Origin of the sequence: Nocardia rhizosphaerae (assembly GCF_042650365.1) — a bacterium.
Lineage (GTDB): Bacteria > Actinomycetota > Actinomycetes > Mycobacteriales > Mycobacteriaceae > Nocardia > Nocardia rhizosphaerae.
In genome coordinates this window covers 459,348-481,289 of sequence record NZ_JBHSBA010000007.1, presented here as the reverse complement: position 1 = coordinate 481,289, position 21,942 = coordinate 459,348, and the positions used below count along the sequence as shown (strand labels likewise).

At 69.7% G+C, this 21,942-nt stretch carries 21 protein-coding genes; 10 read left to right on the top strand and 11 right to left on the bottom strand.

Annotated elements, in window-relative coordinates; genetic code table 11:
* Window positions 1–55: 55 nt before the first annotated feature.
* From ACFOW8_RS17015 to rimP, 3 genes are all read right to left on the bottom strand, one after another.
* Complete coding sequence (locus ACFOW8_RS17015; protein WP_378551594.1) at window positions 56–376, bottom strand: YlxR family protein; 321 nt, start codon at window positions 374–376, stop codon at window positions 56–58.
* Between the two features lie 68 nt (window positions 377–444).
* A complete protein-coding gene (nusA, locus tag ACFOW8_RS17010; RefSeq protein WP_378551593.1) occupies window positions 445–1,473 on the bottom strand; it encodes a transcription termination factor NusA in 1,029 nt (342 codons plus the stop codon).
* Complete coding sequence (gene rimP, locus ACFOW8_RS17005; RefSeq protein WP_378551592.1) at window positions 1,470–2,099, bottom strand: ribosome maturation factor RimP; 630 nt, start codon at window positions 2,097–2,099, stop codon at window positions 1,470–1,472. The genes nusA and rimP overlap by 4 nt, the downstream gene beginning before the upstream one ends.
* Window positions 2,100–2,271: 172 nt before the next feature.
* On the opposite strand from rimP, the gene ACFOW8_RS17000 reads away from it, so the two are divergent.
* Window positions 2,272–3,072: a hypothetical protein gene (locus ACFOW8_RS17000; RefSeq protein WP_378551591.1), complete on the top strand. Its 801-nt coding sequence runs from the start codon at window positions 2,272–2,274 to the stop codon at window positions 3,070–3,072.
* Window positions 3,069–3,506, top strand: coding sequence for a ferritin-like domain-containing protein (locus ACFOW8_RS16995; RefSeq protein WP_378551590.1), 438 nt, complete (start codon window positions 3,069–3,071; stop codon window positions 3,504–3,506). The genes ACFOW8_RS17000 and ACFOW8_RS16995 overlap by 4 nt, the downstream gene beginning before the upstream one ends.
* A gap of 212 nt (window positions 3,507–3,718) precedes the next feature.
* Here ACFOW8_RS16995 and ACFOW8_RS16990 read toward each other — a convergent pair whose 3' ends face one another.
* Both ACFOW8_RS16990 and ACFOW8_RS16985 read right to left on the bottom strand, forming a co-directional pair.
* On the bottom strand, window positions 3,719–5,470 hold the full coding sequence (locus tag ACFOW8_RS16990) for an acyl-CoA dehydrogenase family protein (RefSeq protein ID WP_378551589.1): 1,752 nt from the start codon (window positions 5,468–5,470) through the stop codon (window positions 3,719–3,721).
* A gap of 137 nt (window positions 5,471–5,607) precedes the next feature.
* Window positions 5,608–7,356 carry a proline--tRNA ligase gene (locus ACFOW8_RS16985; protein WP_378551588.1) on the bottom strand — a complete coding sequence of 583 codons (1,749 nt, stop codon included), beginning with the start codon at window positions 7,354–7,356 and terminating at the stop codon, window positions 5,608–5,610.
* A 320-nt stretch (window positions 7,357–7,676) separates the two neighbouring features.
* On the opposite strand from ACFOW8_RS16985, the gene ehuB reads away from it, so the two are divergent.
* The 5 genes from ehuB to yaaA all read left to right on the top strand — a co-directional run bounded on the left by ehuB (window position 7,677) and on the right by yaaA (window position 11,509).
* Window positions 7,677–8,525: an ectoine/hydroxyectoine ABC transporter substrate-binding protein EhuB gene (ehuB, locus tag ACFOW8_RS16980; protein ID WP_378551587.1), complete on the top strand. Its 849-nt coding sequence runs from the start codon at window positions 7,677–7,679 to the stop codon at window positions 8,523–8,525.
* Window positions 8,526–8,532: 7 nt separating this feature from the next.
* The gene (gene ehuC, locus ACFOW8_RS16975) at window positions 8,533–9,255 is read left to right on the top strand and encodes an ectoine/hydroxyectoine ABC transporter permease subunit EhuC (RefSeq protein WP_378551586.1); all 723 of its coding nucleotides are present in this window, start codon (window positions 8,533–8,535) and stop codon (window positions 9,253–9,255) included.
* The gene (ehuD, locus tag ACFOW8_RS16970; protein ID WP_378552055.1) at window positions 9,252–9,899 is read left to right on the top strand and encodes an ectoine/hydroxyectoine ABC transporter permease subunit EhuD; all 648 of its coding nucleotides are present in this window, start codon (window positions 9,252–9,254) and stop codon (window positions 9,897–9,899) included. Before ehuC ends, ehuD begins: the two co-directional genes overlap by 4 nt.
* Window positions 9,900–9,903: 4 nt before the next feature.
* Window positions 9,904–10,659 (top strand): ectoine/hydroxyectoine ABC transporter ATP-binding protein EhuA, encoded by a 756-nt coding sequence (gene ehuA, locus ACFOW8_RS16965; protein WP_378551585.1) that lies wholly within the window; start codon window positions 9,904–9,906, stop codon window positions 10,657–10,659.
* Between the two features lie 106 nt (window positions 10,660–10,765).
* The gene (gene yaaA / locus ACFOW8_RS16960; protein WP_378552053.1) at window positions 10,766–11,509 is read left to right on the top strand and encodes a peroxide stress protein YaaA; all 744 of its coding nucleotides are present in this window, start codon (window positions 10,766–10,768) and stop codon (window positions 11,507–11,509) included.
* Window positions 11,510–11,550: 41 nt separating this feature from the next.
* Here yaaA and ACFOW8_RS16955 read toward each other — a convergent pair whose 3' ends face one another.
* The 3 genes from ACFOW8_RS16955 to ACFOW8_RS16945 are packed head-to-tail and all read right to left on the bottom strand — an operon-like array spanning window position 11,551 to window position 12,930.
* Complete coding sequence (locus ACFOW8_RS16955; protein WP_378552052.1) at window positions 11,551–11,946, bottom strand: VOC family protein; 396 nt, start codon at window positions 11,944–11,946, stop codon at window positions 11,551–11,553.
* The gene (locus ACFOW8_RS16950; protein WP_378551584.1) at window positions 11,946–12,227 is read right to left on the bottom strand and encodes an ArsR/SmtB family transcription factor; all 282 of its coding nucleotides are present in this window, start codon (window positions 12,225–12,227) and stop codon (window positions 11,946–11,948) included. The genes ACFOW8_RS16955 and ACFOW8_RS16950 overlap by 1 nt, the downstream gene beginning before the upstream one ends.
* Window positions 12,228–12,279: 52 nt before the next feature.
* On the bottom strand, window positions 12,280–12,930 hold the full coding sequence (locus ACFOW8_RS16945; protein WP_378551583.1) for an HD domain-containing protein: 651 nt from the start codon (window positions 12,928–12,930) through the stop codon (window positions 12,280–12,282).
* 127 nt (window positions 12,931–13,057) lie between these two features.
* Here ACFOW8_RS16945 and ACFOW8_RS16940 point away from each other — a divergent pair, with 127 nt between their 5' ends.
* The gene (locus tag ACFOW8_RS16940) at window positions 13,058–13,600 is read left to right on the top strand and encodes a DUF4333 domain-containing protein (RefSeq protein ID WP_378551582.1); all 543 of its coding nucleotides are present in this window, start codon (window positions 13,058–13,060) and stop codon (window positions 13,598–13,600) included.
* A 53-nt stretch (window positions 13,601–13,653) separates the two neighbouring features.
* On the top strand, window positions 13,654–16,338 hold the full coding sequence (locus ACFOW8_RS16935; protein ID WP_378551581.1) for a helix-turn-helix transcriptional regulator: 2,685 nt from the start codon (window positions 13,654–13,656) through the stop codon (window positions 16,336–16,338).
* 4 nt (window positions 16,339–16,342) lie between these two features.
* Here ACFOW8_RS16935 and ACFOW8_RS16930 read toward each other — a convergent pair whose 3' ends face one another.
* The 3 genes from ACFOW8_RS16930 to ACFOW8_RS16920 all read right to left on the bottom strand — a co-directional run bounded on the left by ACFOW8_RS16930 (window position 16,343) and on the right by ACFOW8_RS16920 (window position 20,634).
* Window positions 16,343–17,803: an MFS transporter gene (locus ACFOW8_RS16930; RefSeq protein WP_378552050.1), complete on the bottom strand. Its 1,461-nt coding sequence runs from the start codon at window positions 17,801–17,803 to the stop codon at window positions 16,343–16,345.
* Window positions 17,804–17,881: 78 nt separating this feature from the next.
* On the bottom strand, window positions 17,882–19,123 hold the full coding sequence (gene cobA / locus ACFOW8_RS16925; protein WP_378551580.1) for a uroporphyrinogen-III C-methyltransferase: 1,242 nt from the start codon (window positions 19,121–19,123) through the stop codon (window positions 17,882–17,884).
* 158 nt (window positions 19,124–19,281) lie between these two features.
* Window positions 19,282–20,634 (bottom strand): DoxX family protein, encoded by a 1,353-nt coding sequence (locus ACFOW8_RS16920; RefSeq protein ID WP_378551579.1) that lies wholly within the window; start codon window positions 20,632–20,634, stop codon window positions 19,282–19,284.
* Between the two features lie 193 nt (window positions 20,635–20,827).
* Here ACFOW8_RS16920 and ACFOW8_RS16915 point away from each other — a divergent pair, with 193 nt between their 5' ends.
* Window positions 20,828–21,940: a phosphotransferase family protein gene (locus ACFOW8_RS16915; RefSeq protein WP_378551578.1), complete on the top strand. Its 1,113-nt coding sequence runs from the start codon at window positions 20,828–20,830 to the stop codon at window positions 21,938–21,940.
* Window positions 21,941–21,942: the final 2 nt, after the last annotated feature.

Below are 21,942 nucleotides of genomic sequence, written 5' to 3'. Positions count from 1 at the left end.
GCACGACCTCGGGTTATCTCCGATGGACGTTCATCGTTGGTGCTTCACGGTGTGCTCATGAGTGCTCGTGCCTGTTCTCGAGGTACTGCTCCAGGGCTGAGATATCCAGATTTCCGGACACTCGTAGGGCTCTGCCGAATGCTCGGCGCCGCTCTGCGGAACGCAGACAAGCTGAAACGGGGTGCAGCCAGGCACCCCGTCCGGGAAGTCTGCGCCGCGGGTCGGGAACGACCGCGAACCCGGGTGAACCGGACTCCCGATGCCGCGCCACGATCCGCAACAGTTCGGCGGACGGCTCGCGCTGACGGCATCCGATACAGGTTCGAACGGATTGCGCGGGCCGGTCCTTCCCCCACTCTACCGGTGACCCGGCCATAACGACGAACCCCTCCCCTCTGGAAGTTACGAACATGTCATCCGGGGGTAGGGATTCCCGTGTTTTCGTCAACTACGGTGCGCCTCCGGCCGGACGGTGCCGCCCTGGTCCGGGGCGGCGTCGCTGCGGATATCGATGCGCCAGCCGGTCAGCCGGGCGGCGAGGCGGGCGTTCTGGCCCTCCTTGCCGATCGCCAGCGACAACTGGAAATCGGGCACGATCACCCTGGCCGCTTTCGCGTCGGGATCGACCACAGTGACCGACACCACTTTCGACGGCGAGAGCGCGTTGCCGACGAACGTCGCCGGGTCGTCGGCGTAGTCGATGATATCTATCTTCTCGCCGGCCAGCTCGCTCATCACATTGCGCACCCGCTGGCCCATCGGACCGATGCACGCGCCCTTGGCGTTGACACCTGGCACCGTGGAGCGCACCGCGATCTTGGACCGATGCCCTGACTCGCGTGCCACCGCGACGATCTCCACCGACCCGTCGGCGATCTCGGGTACCTCCAGCGAGAACAGCCTGCGCACCAGATTCGGGTGGGTACGCGAGAGCTGGATCTGTGGACCGCGCGGACCACGGGAGACACCGTAGACGTAGCACTTGATCCGGTCGCCGTGCTCGTAGGTCTCGCCGGGCACCTGCTCGGCGGGCGGGATCAGACCCTCGGCACCGTTGGCCTCGCTGCCGATCCGCACCACGACGATGCCGCGGGCGTTGGCCCTGGCGTCGCGCTGCACCACACCGCCGACGATGTCGCCCTCGTGGGTGGCGAACTCGCCGAAGGACTTCTCGTTCTCGGCGTCGCGCAGCCGCTGCAGCACGACCTGCCTCGCGGTGGTCGCCGCGATCCGGCCGAAACCCTCAGGGGTGTCGTCCCATTCGGAGACGAGGTTGCCGTCGGCGTCGAGCTCACGCGCCATCACCCGGACCACGCCGGTCTTCTGGTTGATGTCGATGCGCGCGTTGGGCTGATGGCCCTCGGTGTGCCGGTAGGCGGTGAGCAGTGCCGACTCGATCGCCGAGATCACGGTCTCGATCGAGATGCCCTTGTCGGCGACGATCGCCCGCAAGGCTTCGATTTCAATATTCATTCCGCAACCCCTTCGGTGGGAGTGTCACTGTGCTGACCTGCAGCGTCGAGGTCGGTGGGCACGTCGCCCGGTACTGGCCTGCCCGTGGCGATCCCGCCTGCGAGTTCGAGTTCGGCGGCGCCCGGCGCAGTGAATTCCACCTGAACCACGGCGGTGGCGATATCGGCGAGTGGAACGTGCACCCGGTGCGGCGCCCGTTTGCCACCGAGCACCACCGCCACCGTGCCGTCACCGCCGACGGCACCGGCACGGGCATCGAAGCGCGCCTTGCCCTCGACCGGTTCCGCGCCGTCGCGCAGCGTGATCTTCACCTTGCGGCCCTGGGCGCGGCGCCAGTGCCGCGGCTCGGTCAACGGCCGCTCGATTCCCGGTGTGGTCACCTCGAGCAAGTAGGCGGCCTCGCCGGAATCGGCGGCCTCGTCGAGCAGCGCGGACATCTCGCGGCTGAGCTCGGCGATGGCGTCCAGATCGGCCGGGCCGTCGCTGTCGACGGTGACCTGCAACCGAACCGGTGCGAGCTCGTCTTTGCCCGCGGCCGCGATCGCGACGCCCTCGAGGTCGAATCCCCGGCGTGCGACGAGCTCAGCGACGAGCTGGCTCACCCTTTCCTCGGTCGGCATCGGCATATGGGCGGCTCCTGGTTCAGTTGTGACGCGATCGGAAATTTCTACGCCGGGGGTCTAGCGTAACGCGCTCCGAGAGTGTAAAGGACCAGCCACCGGGCGTTGTGCACCGGTCCGGGTCGGCGTGCCCGTCGTGTCGCCGCACCGGTCGGGTCCCCGCCACGGATCTGGCACGATGGTGCGTGTGCCCTTCCGCCATACCGCCCCGCCGAGCGCCGGGCGACCTTCCGGCATGCGCTCCGACCGGCACGGTTCCCGCCCGCTGACGAGTGCGCCGGCCCGACCGATCGTCCAGCAGCACACCGAACCCGCTTCCACTCCCCCGGCATTCGCCGGACCGCTGCGCTCGGCTTCGGCCGCCGGGACCGCCGAGACGACCGCGCAGCTCCCGGCGGCACCTCCGGCGACGGCTCGGGCGGATCGGGATCCGGCCGATGTGGCGCAGCGGCCCGGCTGGCGGCGGCGCGCGGTGCTCCGGGCCTTCGGCACCGGCGCCGTCGCGATCCCGGTGGTGTCCGCGCTGGCCGCCTGCGCCGAAGACGACACCGTGCACGCGCCGGATCCGCTTGCCGCCCATGAGATTCTGGCCAGGGCCGATGCCGCGGCCGCCCAGGCGGCGATCGCCCTGGCACCGCAGTACCAGGACGCGCTCACCACCATCGCCGCCGAGCGCGGTGCGCACGCCGATGCTTTGCGCACCGAGATCGATCGGGTGATCGGCGTCTACGGCGACGGTACGACGCCGGTACACCGGACCGGCGAGGTCATGGTTCCCGCCCCCGACGGGCGATCGGTACCCGCGGCGGTGGCCGAGACGCCCACCCAGCCACTCACCCTGACCCAGCTGCGCGACCAGCTGATCCACTCGCAACAGTCCGCCGCGGCGACCGCGCGCACCCAATCCGGTTACCGCGCAGGGCTGCTGGCCTCGATCAGCGCCTGCTGCGCCACCCAGGCGGGAGTCCTGCTGACATGACCGACCAACGTCAGGCCCTGCAGGCCGCGCTCGACAGCGAATACGCCGCCGTGTACTCCTACGGCGTCATCGCGGCCTACGCCAATGCCGACCGAGCGCGCCTGGTCGCCGAGTTCAGCGCGGCACACCGCGCCCGGCGCGACGCCACCATCGAGCTGTTCGAGACCGGCGGCACCGAACCCGAGGCCCCCGCCCCGGCCTACACCCCACCGTTCCCGGTCGACGACCCGATCCCGGCGGCGAATCTGGCAGTCGTCGTCGAATCCGATTGTGCCGCAGCCTGGTACGGCGTGGTCGAACGGGCCACCGAGGAGGCCGTCCGGTCGGCCGCGATCGACGCGCTGACCGAGGCCGCGCTGCGCCGAGCCCACTGGCAGGCCATCCTCGGCACGAACCCGGTCACCACGACCTTCCCCGGTCGCGCCTCGGCCTGAGCGCGCGCGAGACCGCCGAACCCGATCCGCCCGCCGGGCGCGGCGCAGGCGCCCGGTCTCGTCCCGGAACGAGACCGGCTCACCGACGGCACCCGGCCGATCGCGCCCGTCGCCGCCGGGCGGAGCGGCTCGGATCGCCGCCGGGCCGACGGGTACCGACGCGGCCGCTGGTGGCTACCGCACCGAGGACGATGCGGTGGCCACCACGGCTGTCAGGGACGCATCGCGTAGGCCCCGTCGTAGGCCGCTACCTGCTGCCACACCCGGTCGAATCGCTCGGCGTCGGCGACCGGGCTGCGCAGCGCGCCGATCGCCCATTCCCGCTGCGCCGCGGTGACCGACGGCTTGCCGAGTAGGGCGGTGGCCTGGGTGTTGAAGTCACGGATCTGGAAGTCGAAGATCTGGTCGACGACATCGCGATCCAGGCCGGTGAGTTCGGCCTGTTCGAGGATCAGCTGGCCGTAGACCACCGTCGAGAACAGGTGGCCGATGGTCAGCATGAAGTCCAGGTCCTTCTGCTGGTCCTGGTCGGGGGCCGCGGTGAGCAACAGGGTGCGCAGCGCCTGCGCCTGCTCGTAGTAGCGGCCGACATTCGGGATGTTCGCGGCCGCCTCGTAGGCCGGGGTCCAGTCGGCGAACTGCACCTTGCCCGCGCCGCGCGCCGGGCCCTGCTTCCAGAAGAACTCCTGGTCGCCCGGCGCCAGGTCGGTGCCGATGGCCGGGTATTCCTTCGGGTTGAGCAGGTAGTTCGGCATGAACTTCAGGATCTGGCCCACGTTCACGTGCACCGTGCCCTCGAGCCGGGGCAGGTGGTTGATGTAGCGCGAGGCCTGCGCGAAGTAGGTGGCCTTCTCGAAGCCCTTGGCGGCCAGCACATCCAGCAGCAGGGTCATCGCGACCTCACCCTCGGAGGTGACCTTGGACTTGGTCATCGGGTTGAACAGCAGGTAGCGGCGGTCTTCGAGCGAGGCGCTGCGGAAGTAGTCGACGGCGCGGTCGCTGAACAGCTTCATCGCGATCAGCCGGGCGTAGGCCTCGACGAAATTGCCACGCACGTGACCGAAGTCGGTGACCGGGTTGCCGTAGAGGATGCGGTTGTTGGCGTGGGTGATGGCCTCGAAGAACGAGTGCTCCACCATGCCGATGCCGCCGTGGCAGAGGTTGAACTTGCCCACATTGACGGTGTTGAGCGCGGCCGAGAAGGCCTCCGGGCCTTCGTGCAGCACGTCGGCGGCGGTCACCGGGTAGTTCTCCAGCCGGAAGTGGCTGACATACATCTGCCCGTGGATGACGCTCTCGATCAGGTGGTAGTCGTCGTGGCGGCTGTCGGCGGCGAACCAGACGTAGCCCTCGGCGCCGTCGACATCGGCGCGGCGGGAGAACACCGACACCATCGAGGCCACATTGCCGTTGCCGATGTAGTACTTCTCGCCGTTGGCGCGGAACAGGATTCCGGCCTCGGCATCGGCGCTGCCCGGCTCGGTCGGGGTGAGGATCAGGTCGGTGTTGTAGATGTCGGCGCCGTGGTCGCGCTCGGACAGCGCGAACGCCATGACCTGACCGGCATCGAGTTCGGCGGCCGCCTTGCGCTTGGCGATCTCGTTGTCGCTCTGCCAGATCGGGCCGAGCCCGAGAATGGTGACCTGCTCGGCGTACCAGTAGGCGAGGCCGTAGAAGCCGAAGATCTCGGCCAGGGCGGCGTTGCGGGCCGCGTCCCAGCGCTTGTTCGGGTCGCCGTCGGCATAGGCGGCCGGAGTCAGGAAGGTCGCGAAGAGCTTCTCCTTCGCGACGAAGTCGAGGAACTCCTCGGTCCAGACCGCGTCGCGGTCCTCGGCCAGCAGCTGCGCCTTGCCCTTGGATTCGAACCACTCGATCGTGGCTCGCAGCAACCGCCGGGTCTCGGCATCGAAGTGCTGAGGGTCGTAGGTGGCGGGATTGAACAGCAGGCTCGGCGAACTTGTCATGCCGGTAACTTAGCAGCGCCGTCCGACCGACACGCCGCCGCTCGAGCCTCGGACCTGCATGTTTCTCTTACGTAGGCGTAGGTTCGCAGGACGCGACCGAACGCGCCGCCCCGGAGAACGGCGCGTTCGACCGTGGCTCAGCCCCGGATCTTGGCGGTGACCGCCGCGACCGCGTCGGCGGCCGGGATCTCCTCGGCTTCGCCGGTCATCCGGTTGCGCAGTTCCACCAAGCCGGCGGCCCAGCCGCGGCCGATCACCAGGATCCACGGCATGCCGAGCAGTTCGGCGTCCTTGAACTTCACGCCGGGCGAGGCGGTGCGGTCGTCGAACAGGACCTCGAGACCCTGCTCGTCCAGCCCGGCCACGACCTGTTCGGCGCCCTCGCGCGCGGCGGCGTCCTTGTTCGCGATCACCACGTGCACGTCGAACGGGGCGATCTCGGCGGGCCAGCGCAGGCCCTTGTCGTCGTGCTGCTGCTCGGCGATCACCGCGACCAGGCGCGAGACACCGATACCGTAGGAGCCCATGGTGAGCCGCACCGGCTTGCCGTTCTCGCCGAGCACGTCGACATCGAACGCGTCGGTGTACTTGCGGCCGAGCTGGAAGATGTGCCCGATCTCGATGCCGCGCGCGGCCACCAGCGAGCCCGCACCGTCGGGCGAGGGATCGCCGTCGCGCACCTCGGCGGCCTCGATGGTGCCGTCGGGGGTGAAGTCCCGGCCGACGACCAGGCCGACGACATGCCTGCCCGCCACATCGGCACCGGTGATCCAGGCGGTGCCGTCGACGACGCGCGGGTCGACCAGATAGCGGACCCCGTTGGCCTGCAGCGACTTCGGACCGATGTAGCCCTTCACCAGGAAGGGGTTGGCGGCGAAGTCGGCGTCGGTGAGCAGTTCCACCTCGGCAGGCTCGACGGCGGCCTCGAGGCGCTTGTCGTCGACCTCGCGGTCACCGGGGATGCCGATGCCGAGCAGTTCGGTCTTGCCGTCGGGGTGGCGCAGCTTGACCATCACGTTCTTGAGCGTGTCGGCGGCGGTCACGGTGCGGTCGAGCACCTTCGCCTCGTTGGCCCAGTCGACCAGGGTCGCGATGGTCGGGGTGTTCGGGGTGTCGTATTCGACCGCGGCGGGCTGTCCCTCGATGGGCAGCGGCGCGGGCGCCGGCGTCACGACGGCCTCGACATTGGCGGCGTAGCCGGATTCGGCGCAGCGCACGTAGGTGTCCTCACCCACGGGGCTCTCGGCCAGGAACTCCTCGGACGCGCTGCCGCCCATGGCGCCGGAGGTGGCGGCCACGATCACGTAGTCGACGCCGAGCCGATCGAAGATGCGCTGGTAGGCGGCGCGATGGGTGGCGTAGCTGGTGGCCAGGCCTGCGTCGTCGAGATCGAAGGAGTACGAGTCCTTCATCACGAACTCCCGGCCGCGCAGGATGCCGGCACGCGGCCGCTCCTCGTCGCGGTATTTCGCCTGGATCTGGTACAGCGTGACCGGCAGGTCCTTGTAGGAGCTGTACTCACCCTTGACAGTGAGCGCGAACAGTTCCTCGTGGGTCGGGCCGAGCAGGTAGTCACCGCCCTTGCGGTCCTGCAGGCGGAACAGGGCGTCGCCGTATTCGGTCCAGCGGTTGGTGGTCTCGTAGGGCTCGCGCGGCAGCAGGGCGGGCAGCGAGATCTCCTGGGCGCCGGTGGCGTCCATCTCCTGGCGCACCACGTCCTCGATGCGACGCAGTGTGCGCAGGCCCAGCGGCAGCCACGAGTACACGCCCGGCGCGACACGGCGGACATAGCCGGCGCGGACGAGAAGTTTGTGGCTCGGCACCTCGGCGTCGGCGGGATCGTCTCGCAGGGTGCGCAGGAACAGTCGGGAGAGGCGGGTGATCACGGATCCACAGGGTAGTCCCTGGTCCACGCGGGGCGACAGCCGATTACCCCCTCGGCCGCCACGCACCGCTCCCGACCCCGGAGCCGACCGGTAGCGGAACGGAAAAGATATACAGGTTACCCAATATATTCGAAGCTAATCTGCCGATAACAAGTCGATAACGCCGAAGTGCGCGCCGAATTTGACGGGGCTAGATTTCGCTGTGCAAGAATAATCTGCCTACAACCTAAAAACGGTAGCTGACCTGCACCTTAGTCACTACCCTTGCGAGAGGCTCCACATTGGCTGACGGAAAATTCCTGACAAAGCGCTGTACAGCGGTGTTCGCAGGCGCTGCGCTGGTGGCCGCGGCACTGGCCGGCTGCTCGAAGACCGAGACCACCGCGAGCGGTGAACTGCTCCAGAGCCTCCAGGACAAGGGCACCATCACCGTGGGTTTCGCGGGTGAGGCGCCGTACTCGTTCCAGGACAACGGCCAGCTCACCGGCGCGACCGTGGCCCTACACCGGGAGATCTTCAAGAATCTCGGCATCGAGACCGTCGACGGGGTGCAGACCGAGTTCGGCGCGCTGATCCCCGGCCTGCAGGCCAACCGATTCGACGCCGTCAGCGCGGGGATGTCAATTCTGCCCAAGCGCTGCGAACAGGCCTCGTTCAGCGAGCCGGAATTCATGTACACCACCGCGCTGATGGTGCAGTCGGGCAATCCGCTGAATTTGTCGGACATGCAATCGATCAAGGACAGCGGCGCCAGGATGACCGCGATGACCGGCGCCATCGAGTCCGATTACGCGACGTCACTCGGAATCGATGCCACCCTCGTCGGCACCCCGCAGGACGGCATGGATGCGGTGACCTCCGGTCGCGCCGACGTGTTCGCCCTCACCGGGATCTCGCTGAACTGGCTCAAGAACCACAACCCGGACGCGCCGGTCGACGTGACGCCGTCGTTCGTTGCCGTCATCGACGGCAAGCCGCAGATCGGCGCGGGCGGCACCGTGTTCCGCACCAGCGATCCCGACCTGCTCGCCGCCTACAACGCCGAGCTGGCCAAGATCACCTCCGACAAGGACAAGTACCTGTCGATCGTCGGCGACTTCGGCTTCACCGAGGCGGAACTGCCCGACCCGGAGTACACGACGGAGAAGCTGTGCAAGGGCGAGATCTGATTCGCGAATGAGCAACTTCGACGCGGTGCGCGATGCCCTTCCCGCTCTGGGGGAGGGCATCGTCGTGACGCTGGAACTGACCATCGGCGGCGCGCTGCTCGCGTTCGTCCTCGCGGTGCTGCTCGGCACCACGGTCCGGGTGCGCAATCTGGCGGTCCGCGGCACCGCAAGGGTGCTGATCGAGTTCTTCCGCGGCACCTCGCTGCTGGTGCAGATCTTCTGGCTGTTCTATGTGCTGCCGCTGCTCGGCTACAAGCTCGACCCGGTGTTCTGCGGCATCCTCGCGCTCGGCCTCAACTACGGTGCCTACGGCGCCGAAGTAGTGCGCGGCGCGCTCAACTCGGTCCCGCGGGCCCAGTTCGAGGCCGCGGTCGCGCTGAGCTTCAGCCCGTGGCAGCGGCTGCGGCGGGTGCTGTTCCCGCAGGCCTGGGCGCTGATGCTGCCCTCGCTCACCAATCTGCTCGTCCACCTGCTCAAAGGCACCGCCCTGGCTTCCTACATCACGCTGCACGATCTGACCTACGAGATCGGCAACCTGCGCAAGACCACCGGTGACACCCTGTTCTCCTTCGGCATCGGCCTGCTGATCTACTTCGTGCTCGCCTACCTGCTCACCCTCGGGATGAACCTGCTGGAGAACCGCGCCAAGGCCAAGCTCGGCCGCGGGGTCACGCTCAAGGAAGTCCTCAGCCTGGCACCTGACGACGCGCACGCGAAGGTGGGTGGATAATGGCCGACTGGAGTTGGGAACGTGCCCGCGAGGCACTGCCGGTGCTGTGGGACGGGTTCCAGATCACCCTGCTGGCCACGCTGCTCGGATTCGCGCTGGCCGCGGTGCTCGGCCTGGTGATCGCCATCATCCGGCAGACGATGCCGCGCTGGATCGCAGGCCCGGTGCACGCGGTGAGCGAGTTCGTCCGGCTCACCCCGCTGGTGGTGCAGCTGTTGTTCGCCTACACCCTGCTGACCCAGTTCTCGGCGCTGCAGATCGGCATCGTCGTGCTGGGTATCCACTATTCGAGCTATCTGGCCGAGGTGTACCGGGCCGGGATCGAGGCGGTGCCGAAGGGCCAGTGGGAGGCGGCGCGCGCGCTGTCGCTGCCGCCGACGCGCACCTGGCGCGCGGTGGTGCTGCCGCAGGCGATCCGGGCGAGTCTGCCCGCGCTCGGCACCAACGCGGTCTCGATGTTCAAGGACACCCCGTTCCTGTTCGCCATCTCGGTCGTGGAACTGGTGACCGCAGCGCAGCAGTTCGGCGCGCGCAACTTCGCCTACCTGGAGGCGATCACGATGGCGGGCATCTTCTTCCTGGTCGCCAGCTACCCGACCTCCGTACTGATCAGAAGACTGGAGAAGCGACTTGCCTACTACTGATGAGATGATCCGATTCGATCAGGTGGTCAAGCGCTTCGGCGACCTCGTCGTGCTCGACAATCTCGACTTCAGCGTCGGGCGCGGGGAGAAGGTCACCCTGATCGGGCCGTCGGGCTCGGGCAAGACCACCATCCTGCGTCTGCTGATGACGCTGGAGACGATCACCGACGGCGTGATCTGGGTCGACGGAGAGCCACTCACGCACACAGAGCGCGACGGAAAGCTGGTCCCCGCCAAGGAGAAACACCTGCGGGCGGTGCGCACCAAGATCGGCATGGTGTTCCAGCAGTTCAACCTGTTCCCGAACATGACCGTGCTGGAGAACATCACCGAGGCACCGATCCACGTGCTCGGCCGATCCAAGGACAAGGCGCGCGAGCGGGCCATGCACCTGCTCGACGTGGTCGGCCTGGCCGACAAGGCGGACGCGCATCCCTCGCAGCTCTCGGGTGGGCAGCAGCAGCGGGTGGCGATCGCGCGCTGCTGTGCGATGGATCCGAAGGTGATGCTGCTCGACGAGGTCACCTCGGCGCTGGACCCGGAGCTGGTCGGCGACGTGCTCGACGTGCTGCGCACCATCGCCGAGACCACCGATATCACCATGCTGATCGTCACCCACGAGATGCGGTTCGCGCGTGAGGTGTCGGACCGGATCATGATGTTCGACAAGGGCCGGATCATCGAGCAGGGGCCGCCGGAGCAGATCTTCGAGGCGCCGACCAACGAACGTACCGCCAAGTTCCTCGAGGCGGTGCGCTGAGCCTCGCGGGCTCGGCGACGGTGCGTGCCGTTCGCGCCCACCGAGCGGCACGGCGCGGTGGGGCGGTACCGCCGCACCGGCGCGGCGGCGATTACCGTTGACGCTCGTGCTGGTGCTGCTACCTCCCTCCGAAACCAAGTCCGACGGCGGATCGGGCGCGCCGCTCGACCTCGCCGACCTGGCGATGCCACAGCTGGGCGCGGTGCGCGACAAGCTGATCACCGAGGTGGTGCAGCTGGCCGCCGACCCGGCCCGCTCGGCGCGGGTGCTCGGTCTCGGCAAGAGCGCCGACGCCGAGGTCGCCCGCAACGCGAGCCTGCGCACGTCGGCGACGCGACCCGCGCTGGAGCGCTACACGGGCGTGCTCTACGACGCGCTGGACGCGCAGTCCTTCACGAAGGCGCAGCGGGCCAAGGCGCACGCACGCCTCGGCATCGGCTCGGCCCTGTTCGGCGCGGTGCGCGCGGGTGATCCGATCCCGGCCTACCGGCTCTCGGGCGGCACCAAGCTGCCCGGGCTGCCGACGCTGTCGGCGCTGTGGCGCGAGGTCCTGCCCGATGCCCTCTACGCCGAGGCGGGCGGCGAGCTCGTGGTCGACCTGCGGTCGGGCACCTATCAGCAGCTCGGCCGGGTGCCCGACGCGATCACCGCCAATGTGCTCACCGAGCACCCCGACGGTTCCCGCACCGTGGTGAGCCATTTCAACAAGCATCACAAGGGCCTGCTGGCCCGCGCGCTGGTACTCACCCGCGCGGAGCCGACCGATATCCGCGGTGTCGCCCGCGTGGCTACCAAGGCCGGTCTGCGCGTCGAGATCGCCTCGCCCACCGAACTTCTCGTCATCACCTGACGCGGCCGTCGCGCGGATCGACGATGGCCCTGCCCAGGGCCCTACGCCGTGGCCGGTGCGCCCATGAGCTGAATGAGATTGCCGCAGGTGTCGTCGAGGACGGCGGTGGAGACCGCGCCCATCGGCTGGGGCGGCTGGGTGAACAGGACGCCGCGGTCGAGCAGGCGGCGGTATTCGGCGTCGAGGTCGTCGACGGTGAAGATCATGCACGGGATGCCGTCGGCGGTGAGGGCGGTCTTGTAGTTCTGCGCGATCGGGTTCTGGTCGGGTTCGAGCAGCAGTTGGGTACCGTCGACGTCGGCCGGCGAGACCAGCGTGAGCCAGTCGTACTCGCCGAGCGAAACGCGGTCCTTGACCTGGAATCCGAGTACGTCGGTGTAGAACCTCTCGGCCTTGTCCTGGTCGTCGACGAACACACTGGTCACACCGATGCGGATCACGGTTCCTCCTGAGGTATCGGCCATCGCGTCGAGACCGCCCGCAGCGGTGTGAAGTCGGCGTGATGGAACTTGTATCGGCCTGCGCGACGGGTGGTCACCAATCCCACGGCTTCGAGCATCCCCAGGTGCTGGGTGATCGCCTGCCGTGACGAACTGATCCCATGCTTGGTGGCGAGCTTGCCGCAGAGCTCGAACAGTGTCTGCCCGTCGCGCGCGGCGAGTTCGTCGAGCACCGCGCGACGGGTCGAATCCGCGAGCGCGGTGAAGATGTCGGCCACGGGGGTACCTCCGTCGTTCCGCACCCACAATAGGCAAGCTGTTGCTTGCATGTCAAGGTTGCCCCACGTCAGCGGCCCCCGGCTCGGTGAGGGCGGCCAGCTCCGCGCTCAGGTTGGCGCGCGCCCGCTGCTCGTAGCGGGAGCGGGCGGCCGGGGTACGGTACAGCACCGGTTGATTCGCCAGGGCGCGTAACACCGCGGCGCGACCCGCGCGGAACAGGTCGTCGGGGACATGGCCGTACTCCGTGCGCACGGCCGCCGCGTAGGCGGCGTAGGTCGCCGGGTCACCGGCGAGCACGACCAGATCGGCATCGCAGAGCACGGCGCCGTTGGCATCGCCTGCCTCGGTATCGTGGCCGCGGGTCAGCAGCACCAGCCGCACCACCTCGTCGACGAGTTCCGGTGCCGCGTCCAGGGATTCGAGCACATCACGGGCCAGGTCGGCGCTGCGCTCCTCGTTGTCGGCCCGATCGACGGCGTAGATCGCGTCGTGGAAGAAGGCGGCATAGCGGACCGCGTCGATATCGGCCGCCTCCGCCGCCAGCTCGTCGATGGCCGTGAACATCGCCCGCAGGTGCTCGACGGTGTGATAGTGCCGATGCGGTTCGGCGTAGCGGGCGATGATCCCCGCCCCGAGCTGGGCGGCCCCTGGTCCGGCGAGGGCGATCCAGCGATCCAGCAGGTCCTGTGACGATAACGGCATGGTCCCCAGTGTCTGCGCAACGGCCAGGTCCGACAACCACTTTCGCGTGCCGCGTACGTCCGGTGGTCCCGGACATGGGTATTTCTGCCCATAGGCGAGACGGCGAGCGCTCCGTAGGGTTTCGACTGTGTCTGTTTCGCGCGCATCACGGATGACCCGCCTGCTCGGCCTCGCTACCGTCCCGATGGCCCTCGCCCTGTTCGGCTGCAACGCCTCGATCTCCATCGGTGGCCCGGACTACGCGGCGCTGGAGCGCGACATCGCCACCGAGCTCGACACCGCCTACGCCGGGATCGACCGCACGGTCGATTCGGTGACCTGCCCGCGACTGGCCGACGATCCCAAGGCCGGCGACACCTTCCTGTGCACCGCCGACGTGGACGGCAGCACCGTGCGGGTCGAAGTCGTCGTCGACGACGACGAGGGCGGAGTGCGGTTCTCCACTCTCGACCTGTTGTTCGACCTCCCCGAAACCGCGAGCGGTCTGTCCACCGACGTCTCCGCCCAGGTGGGTTTCCCGGTGACGGTGGACTGCGGTCAGGGCCTGAAGGTCGTCGCGGTGGGCAGCACCTTCACCTGCACCGCGCTCGACAACAACGGCGGCACGGCGACCGTCGAGATGACCGCGCGCCCTGACGGGGAGAGCAGCTGGCAACTCGTCGACCGGTGATCGACCCGCTTCAGGGCGTCGACGGGTCAGCGGTGCGCTAGCCTGCCAACACCATGGCTGGGATCGTCGGGCGCGCCGACCTCACCGCCGCGCTGTCGGGCGCCTGGCGGCGGACCTGCGCGGGCGCCGGTGGGGTCGTGGTGCTGCTGGGCGAGGCCGGCATCGGCAAATCGAGCATGCTCGGCTGGCTCGCGGGCCGGATCGGGGCACGCGCACGGCTGGTGACCTGCCATGCCGGCGACCTCGGCGGCCCGATGTCGGCGGCGGCCGACGTCGCCGCCACACTCGGTGGCCACGCCGCGGCGGTGGCGGCCGAGATCGATCCGCTGCGCGCCGCCGAACTCCTGCATGCCGCGCTTGCCGAGATCACCGAACCGGTCGCCGTGCTCATCGACGACATCCACGACGCCGACCCGGCCAGCCGGACCGCCCTCAACCTGCTGCTGCGGCGGGCGAGCTGGAGTTCGGTGCTCGTCGTCGTCACCGGTCGGCCGGTACCTGCCACCGTGGCTTTCGCCGAGGGTTTCGACGTCCACCAGCTGACCGGTCTGGACGAGGCCAGCTCGCTGCGGCTGCTGCACGCGGCGAGCCGGGATCCGATCGCGGACCCGATCGCGCGACGGCTGCTCGAGACGGCCGCGGGCAATCCGCTCGCGCTCACCCACCTGCCCGCCGCGCTGAGCGCCGAGCAGCTGCGCGGGGCGCGACTGCTCCCGGACGACATTCCGCTCGCCGGTGACCTGCACCGGGTGTTCACCGGTCAGCTCGCGCGGCGCAGCGGCGCGGCCCGCGATCTGCTCGCGCTGGCCGCGGTCGCCGGTGACGCCCGCTGGGCGGTGCTCACCGCGCTGCGCCCCGCCGACCCGGCGGGAGTGCTGGCCGAGCTGGAGGACGCCGGCCTGGCCGAGCTGGCAGGCGGCCGCCTGGTGTTCGCCCATCCGCTGCTGCGCCATGCCGCCACGTCCACCCTGTCGGCGCGGCAACGACGCGCACTGAACCTGGAGCTCGCTGCGGTGGCCGAGCTTCCCGCCCAGGTGCGGCTGGCGCATCGGGCCGCGGGCGCCCTCGGCCCCGACGAGGCGCTGGCCGACGAACTGGTCACCGCCGCGCGGCTGCTGCGTGGCCGTGGCGGCACCGAGACCGCCGCCCGGCTGCTCGACCGCGCGATCGACCTGACCGGCGACGACCCGCGACGCGCGCGCCTGCGCCTAGCGGCCGCGGAGATGCTCGGCGCCGCGGGCGAGGCGGCGGCGGCGCGCAGCAGGCTCGCCGAAGTGCTGGCCGACCCGGCCGCCGCGCCGCTGCACACCCACGCGTCGATGGTGCTGGCGACGCTGGAATCGCTCGACGGTGATCCCGCGGCCGGCTGGCAGCGGCTCCTCGAATGCCTCCCGGTCGCCGACCCCGCCGAGCTGGGTGACGTGCACGCCAGAATGACCATCCCGCTCGGGATGCTCGGCCTGGTCGGCCAGATCATCGAGCACGCCGACGCCGCGCTGGCGCACTGCGCGGCTCGGTCACCGGGCTGGCAGGCGGCGCGGGTGATCGCCGCCCACGCCATCAGCGCGCGCGACGAGGCCAGGGCGGGCGCACTGGTCACCGAGCTGCTCGACGACCTCGATCCGGCGGTCGTCGTCGCCCACGACCCCACCGCGGGGCTGCATCTGGGCCGGGCGCTGTCGATCGCCGAACGCTACGACACCGCGGTGTCGGTACTGACCGAGCTCAGCGGGCGGGCCAAGGGCGACGGTGCGCGGGCCTCGCTGGCCATGATCTACGGCGCGCTCGGCGAAACCTACATCCGCTGCTGCCGTTTCGATCGGGCGACACCGTGTCTGGACGAGGCGATCGCGCTCAGCCTCGCCACCGGTCAGCGCGCGTTCGCCCCGTTCTGGCTGGCCCTGCGCGCCAGGGCCGCCGCCATCCGCGGCGACGACGCGGCCGCGGCCGCCGATCTCGAGCTCGGGTTCGGCATCTGTACCAGCCAATCCACCTGGGGCGCCCGCTATTTCCTGCTGGCCAACGCCGGGCACGCCGCACTCACCGCGGGCCGCAACGCCGACGCCGTCGAGCTGCTGACCGAATGCTGGACGTTCGAGCAGACCGGCGGTGCGCTGTCACCGCAACTGGCACGCTGGCATCCCGACCTGATCGAAGCCGGTGTCGCGGTGGGCGACCGGCCTGCGGTGCGGTCGGTGCTCGACTATCTGCGCACCGTGGCCGCCGCACCGGGAGCCAGCAGGTGGACAAGGGCGTCGGCCCGGCGCGCCGAAGCGATCTTTCGCGCCGACGACGATCCGGCCGCCGCGCTGGCCCTGCTCGACGAAGCGGTCGCGATCTACGATCCCGACGCGGATCTGTTCGATCTGGCCCGCGCCCAGCTGCAGCGCGCCGCCCTGCGACCGCCGGATCGGTCCGTCGCGGCCCGCCACGCCGGGCAAGCCTTCGACCGGTTGCACGCCGCCGCATGGGCGGCGCGGCTCGTCGCGCTCGACGGCGGGCCCACCGATGCCCGGTCGATCTCGACGAAGCTGACCGCCGCCGAACTGCGGGTACTCGGCGAGGTCGCCCGCGGTCTGTCCAATCAGCAGATCGCCACGCACCTGCGGGTGAGCCCGAAGACCGTGGCCAATCACCTGTTCCGGGTCTACCGCAAGCTGGGGGCGTCGTCGCGGACCGAGGCCGCGCGGTTGCTGTTGCTCGACTCCGGCACCACGGGCGACCACGGCCCCGGCTGACCGTTCAGGCCTGCTGCGCTTCTTCCTGCGCGTGCTGGGCTTGCACCAGCTGCTGCGGGGTGTAGCGCAGGGTCAGCGCAACCAGGGCGGCCAGCACCGCCAGACCCGAACACACCAGCAGTACCAGCGTGTATCCGCTGTTGAGCGCCTCGATCTCGGCGTCGGTCATCCGGGCGGCCACCCCGTCGCGGCCGCCGAGGGAGAGGGTGCGCGACGCCGCGATCGGGCTGAGCAGACCGATCGCGATCGGAGTCGCCAGGTTCATGAACATCTGGCCGACCGCCGACAGCGGTCCGATGTTCGACGGCGGCACCCCGACCAGCACACACAGCGGGGCGAGCACCATCGCCACGCCGACACCGACACCGATCACCAGCAGCAGCGCGAGCAGGGTCGGCAGGTACTGCACGTGCCGGTCCAGCGTCGACCCGAACAGCAGCCCGGCCGCCAGCACCATGGCCGCCCCCGACAGCAGCCAGCGCGGCGCGATCACCAGGGCGGCCTTGGAGGCCACCGCGCCTCCGACCCCGATGCCGATGGTGAACGGGATCGAGGCCACACCGGCCTGCAGCGGGCTGTAGCCGAGGACGTTCTGCAGCAACTGGGCGACGAAGAAGGTCATCGCGCCGAGCACCGCGCCCGCCAGGAAGATCAGCGCGAAGGTGGCCACCCGGTCGCGGCGATCGAACAGCGACCACGGCAGCAGCGGATCGCTTTCGCGGCGCTCGGCCAGCACGAAGACCACCAGCAGCACGAGACCGCCGATCAGCGAGCCGAGGATCACCGGGCTGGTCCAGCCCATGGCCGGGCCCTCGGTCGCGCCGAACACGATGGTCGCGCAAGCCACGGTGCCCAGCACGGCGCCCTTGATGTCGAGCGGGGTGCGCTGGTGGACGGTGTCGGTCAGCTTGTAGACGGCCCCGAGCACGATCAGCGCGCCGATCGGCACATTGATCAGGAAGATCCACCGCCAGGAGAACTCGGTGAGCGCGCCGCCGACCACCAGTCCACCGACCGAGCCGATGCCCACCATCGAGCCGACGATCGCGATCGCCTGATTGCGCGCCGGTCCCGGCGCGAAGGTGGTGGCCACCAGTGCGAAGGCAGTCGGTGCCGCGATCGCCGCACCGGCGCCCTGGAAGGCACGCGCGATCAGCAGCATCGCCTCACCGGTGGCGAGGCCGCAGGCCAGCGAGGCCGCGGTGAACAGGCCGACACCGTAGATGAGCATGCGTTTGCGGCCGAACGCGTCACCGAGCCTGCCGCCGAGCAGCATCAGCCCGGCGAAGGTCAGACCGTAGGAGGTCACCGTCCAGGCACTGCCCGAACTGGACAGCCCCATCTCCTCCTGCAGCCGCGGCAGCGCGAAGATCACGACGGTGCCGTCGAGCACGACCATGAGCTGCAGGCCGCTGAGCACGAGGATGGCGAGGCCGAAGGCCCGTTTCGTCACCGGGTACTGCATCGTCGCAGCGGGTTTATCGAGCACAACGAGGCAGTGTAATTGGCATGGCGGCAACGCACCGGCGCGCGGCCCGCGAAGCTAGGCCGTCCCGAAGCCCGCCGTCGGGCCGATGACGATGATCGCCGGCGGCCGGATGCCCTCGGACCTGACCTTCGCCGCGATGGTACCGAGGTCGGCCCGCACGACCCGCTGGGTACGCAGGGTGCCCTCCTGGACCACGGCCGCCGGGGTGTCGACGGGGCGACCGCCCGCCAGCAGCGCGGCGGCGAACTTGTCGATCCGCTCCACCGCCATCATCAGCACGAGGGTGCCGCGCAGTTTCGCCAGCGCCGACCAGTCGACGAGCGAATCCGGATGGTCGGGCGCGACGTGCCCGCTCACGACAACGAACTCGTGGGTGACCCCGCGGTGGGTCACCGGGATCCCCGCCGCGCCCGGCACCGAGATCGGGCTGGTGACGCCGGGCACCACCGTCACCGGGATACCCGCCGCCGCGCACGCCTCCAGTTCCTCGTAGCCGCGCCCGAACACATACGGGTCGCCGCCCTTGAGCCGGACCACGAACTTGCCCGCCTTGGCGCCCTCGACGAGTGCGAGGTTGATCGCCTCCTGTGCCATCGACCGCCCGTACGGGATCTTGGCAGCGTCGATGACCTCCACGTGCGGGCCGAGTTCGGCGAGCAGTTCCGGTGGGGCCAGCCGGTCGGCCACCACCAGGTCGGCGCGGGCGAGCAGCCTGCGGCCGCGCACGGTGATCAGGTCAGGATCACCCGGTCCCCCGCCGACCAGGGCGACGCCGGGGGTCACCGGCTCCGAGTCGTCGGTCACCACGCCGGACTGCAGCGCCTCGAGCAGCCCGTTGCGCACCGCGGCCGAGCGCCGGTGCGCGCCGCCCGCAAGCACGCCGAGGGTGAGCCCGTCGTAGCGGGCGGTCGCGGGGGTGACGGCGGTGCCGTCGCGGGCGATGTCGGCGCGCACGCAGAAGATCCGCCGCGCCGTGGCCTCGGCGACCACCGCCGCGTTGGTCTCCGGTTCGTCGGTGCAGGCCATGGCATACCAGGCACCGTCGAGGTCACCCTCGGCGTAGGCACGCAGCTCGACGCTCAGCTGCCCGGCGGTGGCCATGCCTTCCACGGCGGGGGTGACCGCACGGCTGATCACGTGGACCTCGGCACCGGAGGCCACCAGCAGCCCCAACCTGCGCTGGGCGACGGTGCCGCCGCCGACCACAACCACTTTCCGTCCGCGCAGATCGAGCCCGACCAGGTAGTTCGGGTCCCCTGCGGGCTGGTTCGCTGCGGTGTCAGACGTGTTCGGCACAGTGGATCAGCCTAGTTCGTGGTCCGTCCCGCGCCGCACAGGGCCGCCGTCACCGCGTGGTGGCGCGACCGTCGCGCTCGTCGGCGGGATCCGAACCGGCGGGCGGACGTGGGCGCACCCGACCGGGTGCAGCCATCGGCCGGGTGCGCCCGCCCGGCTCAGCCGAGGTACGGGGTGTTCTGCACCCACCGGAACCCGGTGCCGCGCAACGCGAAACCGTCCAGATCGGTTCGGGTCATGGTGACCGTGGTGGCCGTGCCGTCGACCTCGCCGCGCAGGACCAGCCGGTCCGGCGCCGGACGTTCGACCACGAGTACGGCGTAGGGTGCCGGCGCCGCCTCGGGTTCGCCGCCGGGCACGGTGAGCGACAGGGTGGGCGCGGCCGGATCGGTGTCGGCGGCGACCGGGACGAGCGTGTCGTCCATCCGCTGGTACGCGGCAGACCCGGTGTCGATGATCAAACGTTGCCAGCGCACCTCGTCGGTGCGCAACGGCGGCAGTGGGTCACCGTCCACGGTGTACTCGGTGACCTCCCAGATCCCGTACAGCTCGGGCTTCGCGACACCGCCGCCGTAGTCACGCCAGTTCTGCACGGCGATGAGGACACATCCGGCGGCGATCCACAGGCCGAGCCCGACCTGCACCATCGCCGCCCGCCGATTCGCGCGCGCCGAGGCGAACAGCGCAGGCTGCCTGGCCGGTTCCGCCGTTCGTTCCAGGACGAGGAAGTTCAGCAGCCGGCGCGCTTGCGGGACGAGCAGCACCAGACTCATCAGCAGGAGATGACCGGACAGCATCTTCACCGGCACCCCGAAGGTGAGGTTGAGCAGGAACACCTGGGCCATGCTGATCACCCCGAGCATGGCGCCGAGGGTCGCTGTACGCGGCCAGAACAGCAGCAGCCCGGCGAGCACCTCGGCCAGGCCGAGTGCCATCTCGTAGGCGGGCGCGGAGCCGACCTGGTTCCACAGCATCGCCATCGGGCTCAGATCACCGACCTGGGTGAGCAGGGTGGTGAGCGCGGGTTCCGGCATCTGGGTGGGGATCAGCTTGACGAAGCCGTAGAACAGCAGCTGGCCGCCCACACACAGCCGCAGCGCGGTGAGGAACCAGCTCGCGGCGCGCGGGTAGGCGCGACGGCGCCGGTCGAGCACCGACCAGATCACTGTCACGGCGATCGCCAGTGTCAGCACCAGCCCGCACTGGATCCAGATCGCGGCCTGGTCGCCACTGCCGTTCATCCGCAGTTCTGCGTCCACCCCGAGGATGTGCGTGCCGACCCAGCCGCTCACCGGTCCGAGCGCGCCGATCTGCCAGGCGACCGCCTCCGGCGGCAGCAGCGGGGCGAGTACTCCCGTGAACACGAAGGTGATCTGCGCCATCCACAGGCAGAACAGCCCGAGGTAGGCAACGGTGAACCGGAACGCGAGCCGGGTGAGCGGGTGCCAGGGTGCCGGTGGTGCGGGGTCCGCACGATCGTCGTCGGTCCGTTCTACGGTCGCTGTGGCCACCCACGCCTCCTCGTCGAGTTCGATTGCTAGCCAAGCTAATCGGTTTCCCGGCTGCACCGCGTCCGGGAAAACCCTGATCTTCGGCGATGTCAACCCCGAATCTCGCTCACCGATGCCACCCTTACGTTCCGGTCGGCCGTCCGGTACCCAGAAGTGACACACGTTACATTTTGTCGATTGGGGTACCGCACAGATGTCGGAAGATCAGGACCCGGCCGCGCAGGTGTCGCTCACCGTCAGCGACCGCGATCTGGACGAGCTGTCCGAGCAGTTGTCCCGGTGGCTGACCGGGAAGGTCGGTGCCGAGGTGACCGTCGGCGAGCTCAGCAAGCCGTCGACGGGCGGGATGTCGAGCACCACCGTCCTGTTCGACGCCAGGTGGGCGGACGGCGGCGGCGCATTCGTGCTGCGGATGGCGCCGGAGGACAGCTCCTTCCCGGTGTTCGAGTCCTACGACCTGCCGATGCAATACGAGGTGATGTCCGGCGTCGCCGCGGCCTCTACGGTCGCGGTCCCGCCGTTGCGCTGGCTCGAGACCGACGAATCCGTGCTCGGCTCGCCATTTCTCGTGATGGAGCGGGTCGAGGGCCGCGCGCCCGCGGACAACCCGCCGTACGTGTTCTTCGGCTGGCTGTTCGACGCCACCCCCGCCGAGCGTGCCCGGATCGCCGACGCGACCGTCGAGGTGATCGCCCAGGTGCACGCCATCGACGACCCGGCCCGGCGGTTTCCCTCGCTCGACGGCGACGGTTCGGCGCTGCGCAGACACTTCCAGGCCCAGCGGCACTGGTACGCGTGGGCGCTGACCGACCACGGCGTGCGGGTACCGCTGATCGAGCGCAGCTTCGACTGGCTCGAAGCGCACTGGCCCGCCGCCGCCGGCCCCGAGGTGCTGAACTGGGGTGACGCGCGACCCGGCAACATCCTGTTCGACGGGTTCACCCCGGCTGCGGTGCTCGACTGGGAGATGGCCACCCTCGGCCCGCGCGAACTCGACCTGGGCTGGATCATCTTCATCCACCGCTTCTTCCAGGACATCGCCACCCGCTTCGACCAGCCGGGACTGCCCGATTTCCTGCGCCGCGACGCCGTGGTCGCGAAATACGAAGAGCTCACCGGACACCCGGTCCGCGACCTGGACTTCCACATCGTGTACGCGGCGCTGCGGCACGCGATCGTGATGGCCAGGATCAAATGCCGGATGATCCATTTCGGGGAGGACACCGTGCCCGACGATCCCGACGACTACGTGATGCATCGCCGCAGCCTCGAGGCCTTGCTCGACGGCACCTACGAGTGGGACTGAGG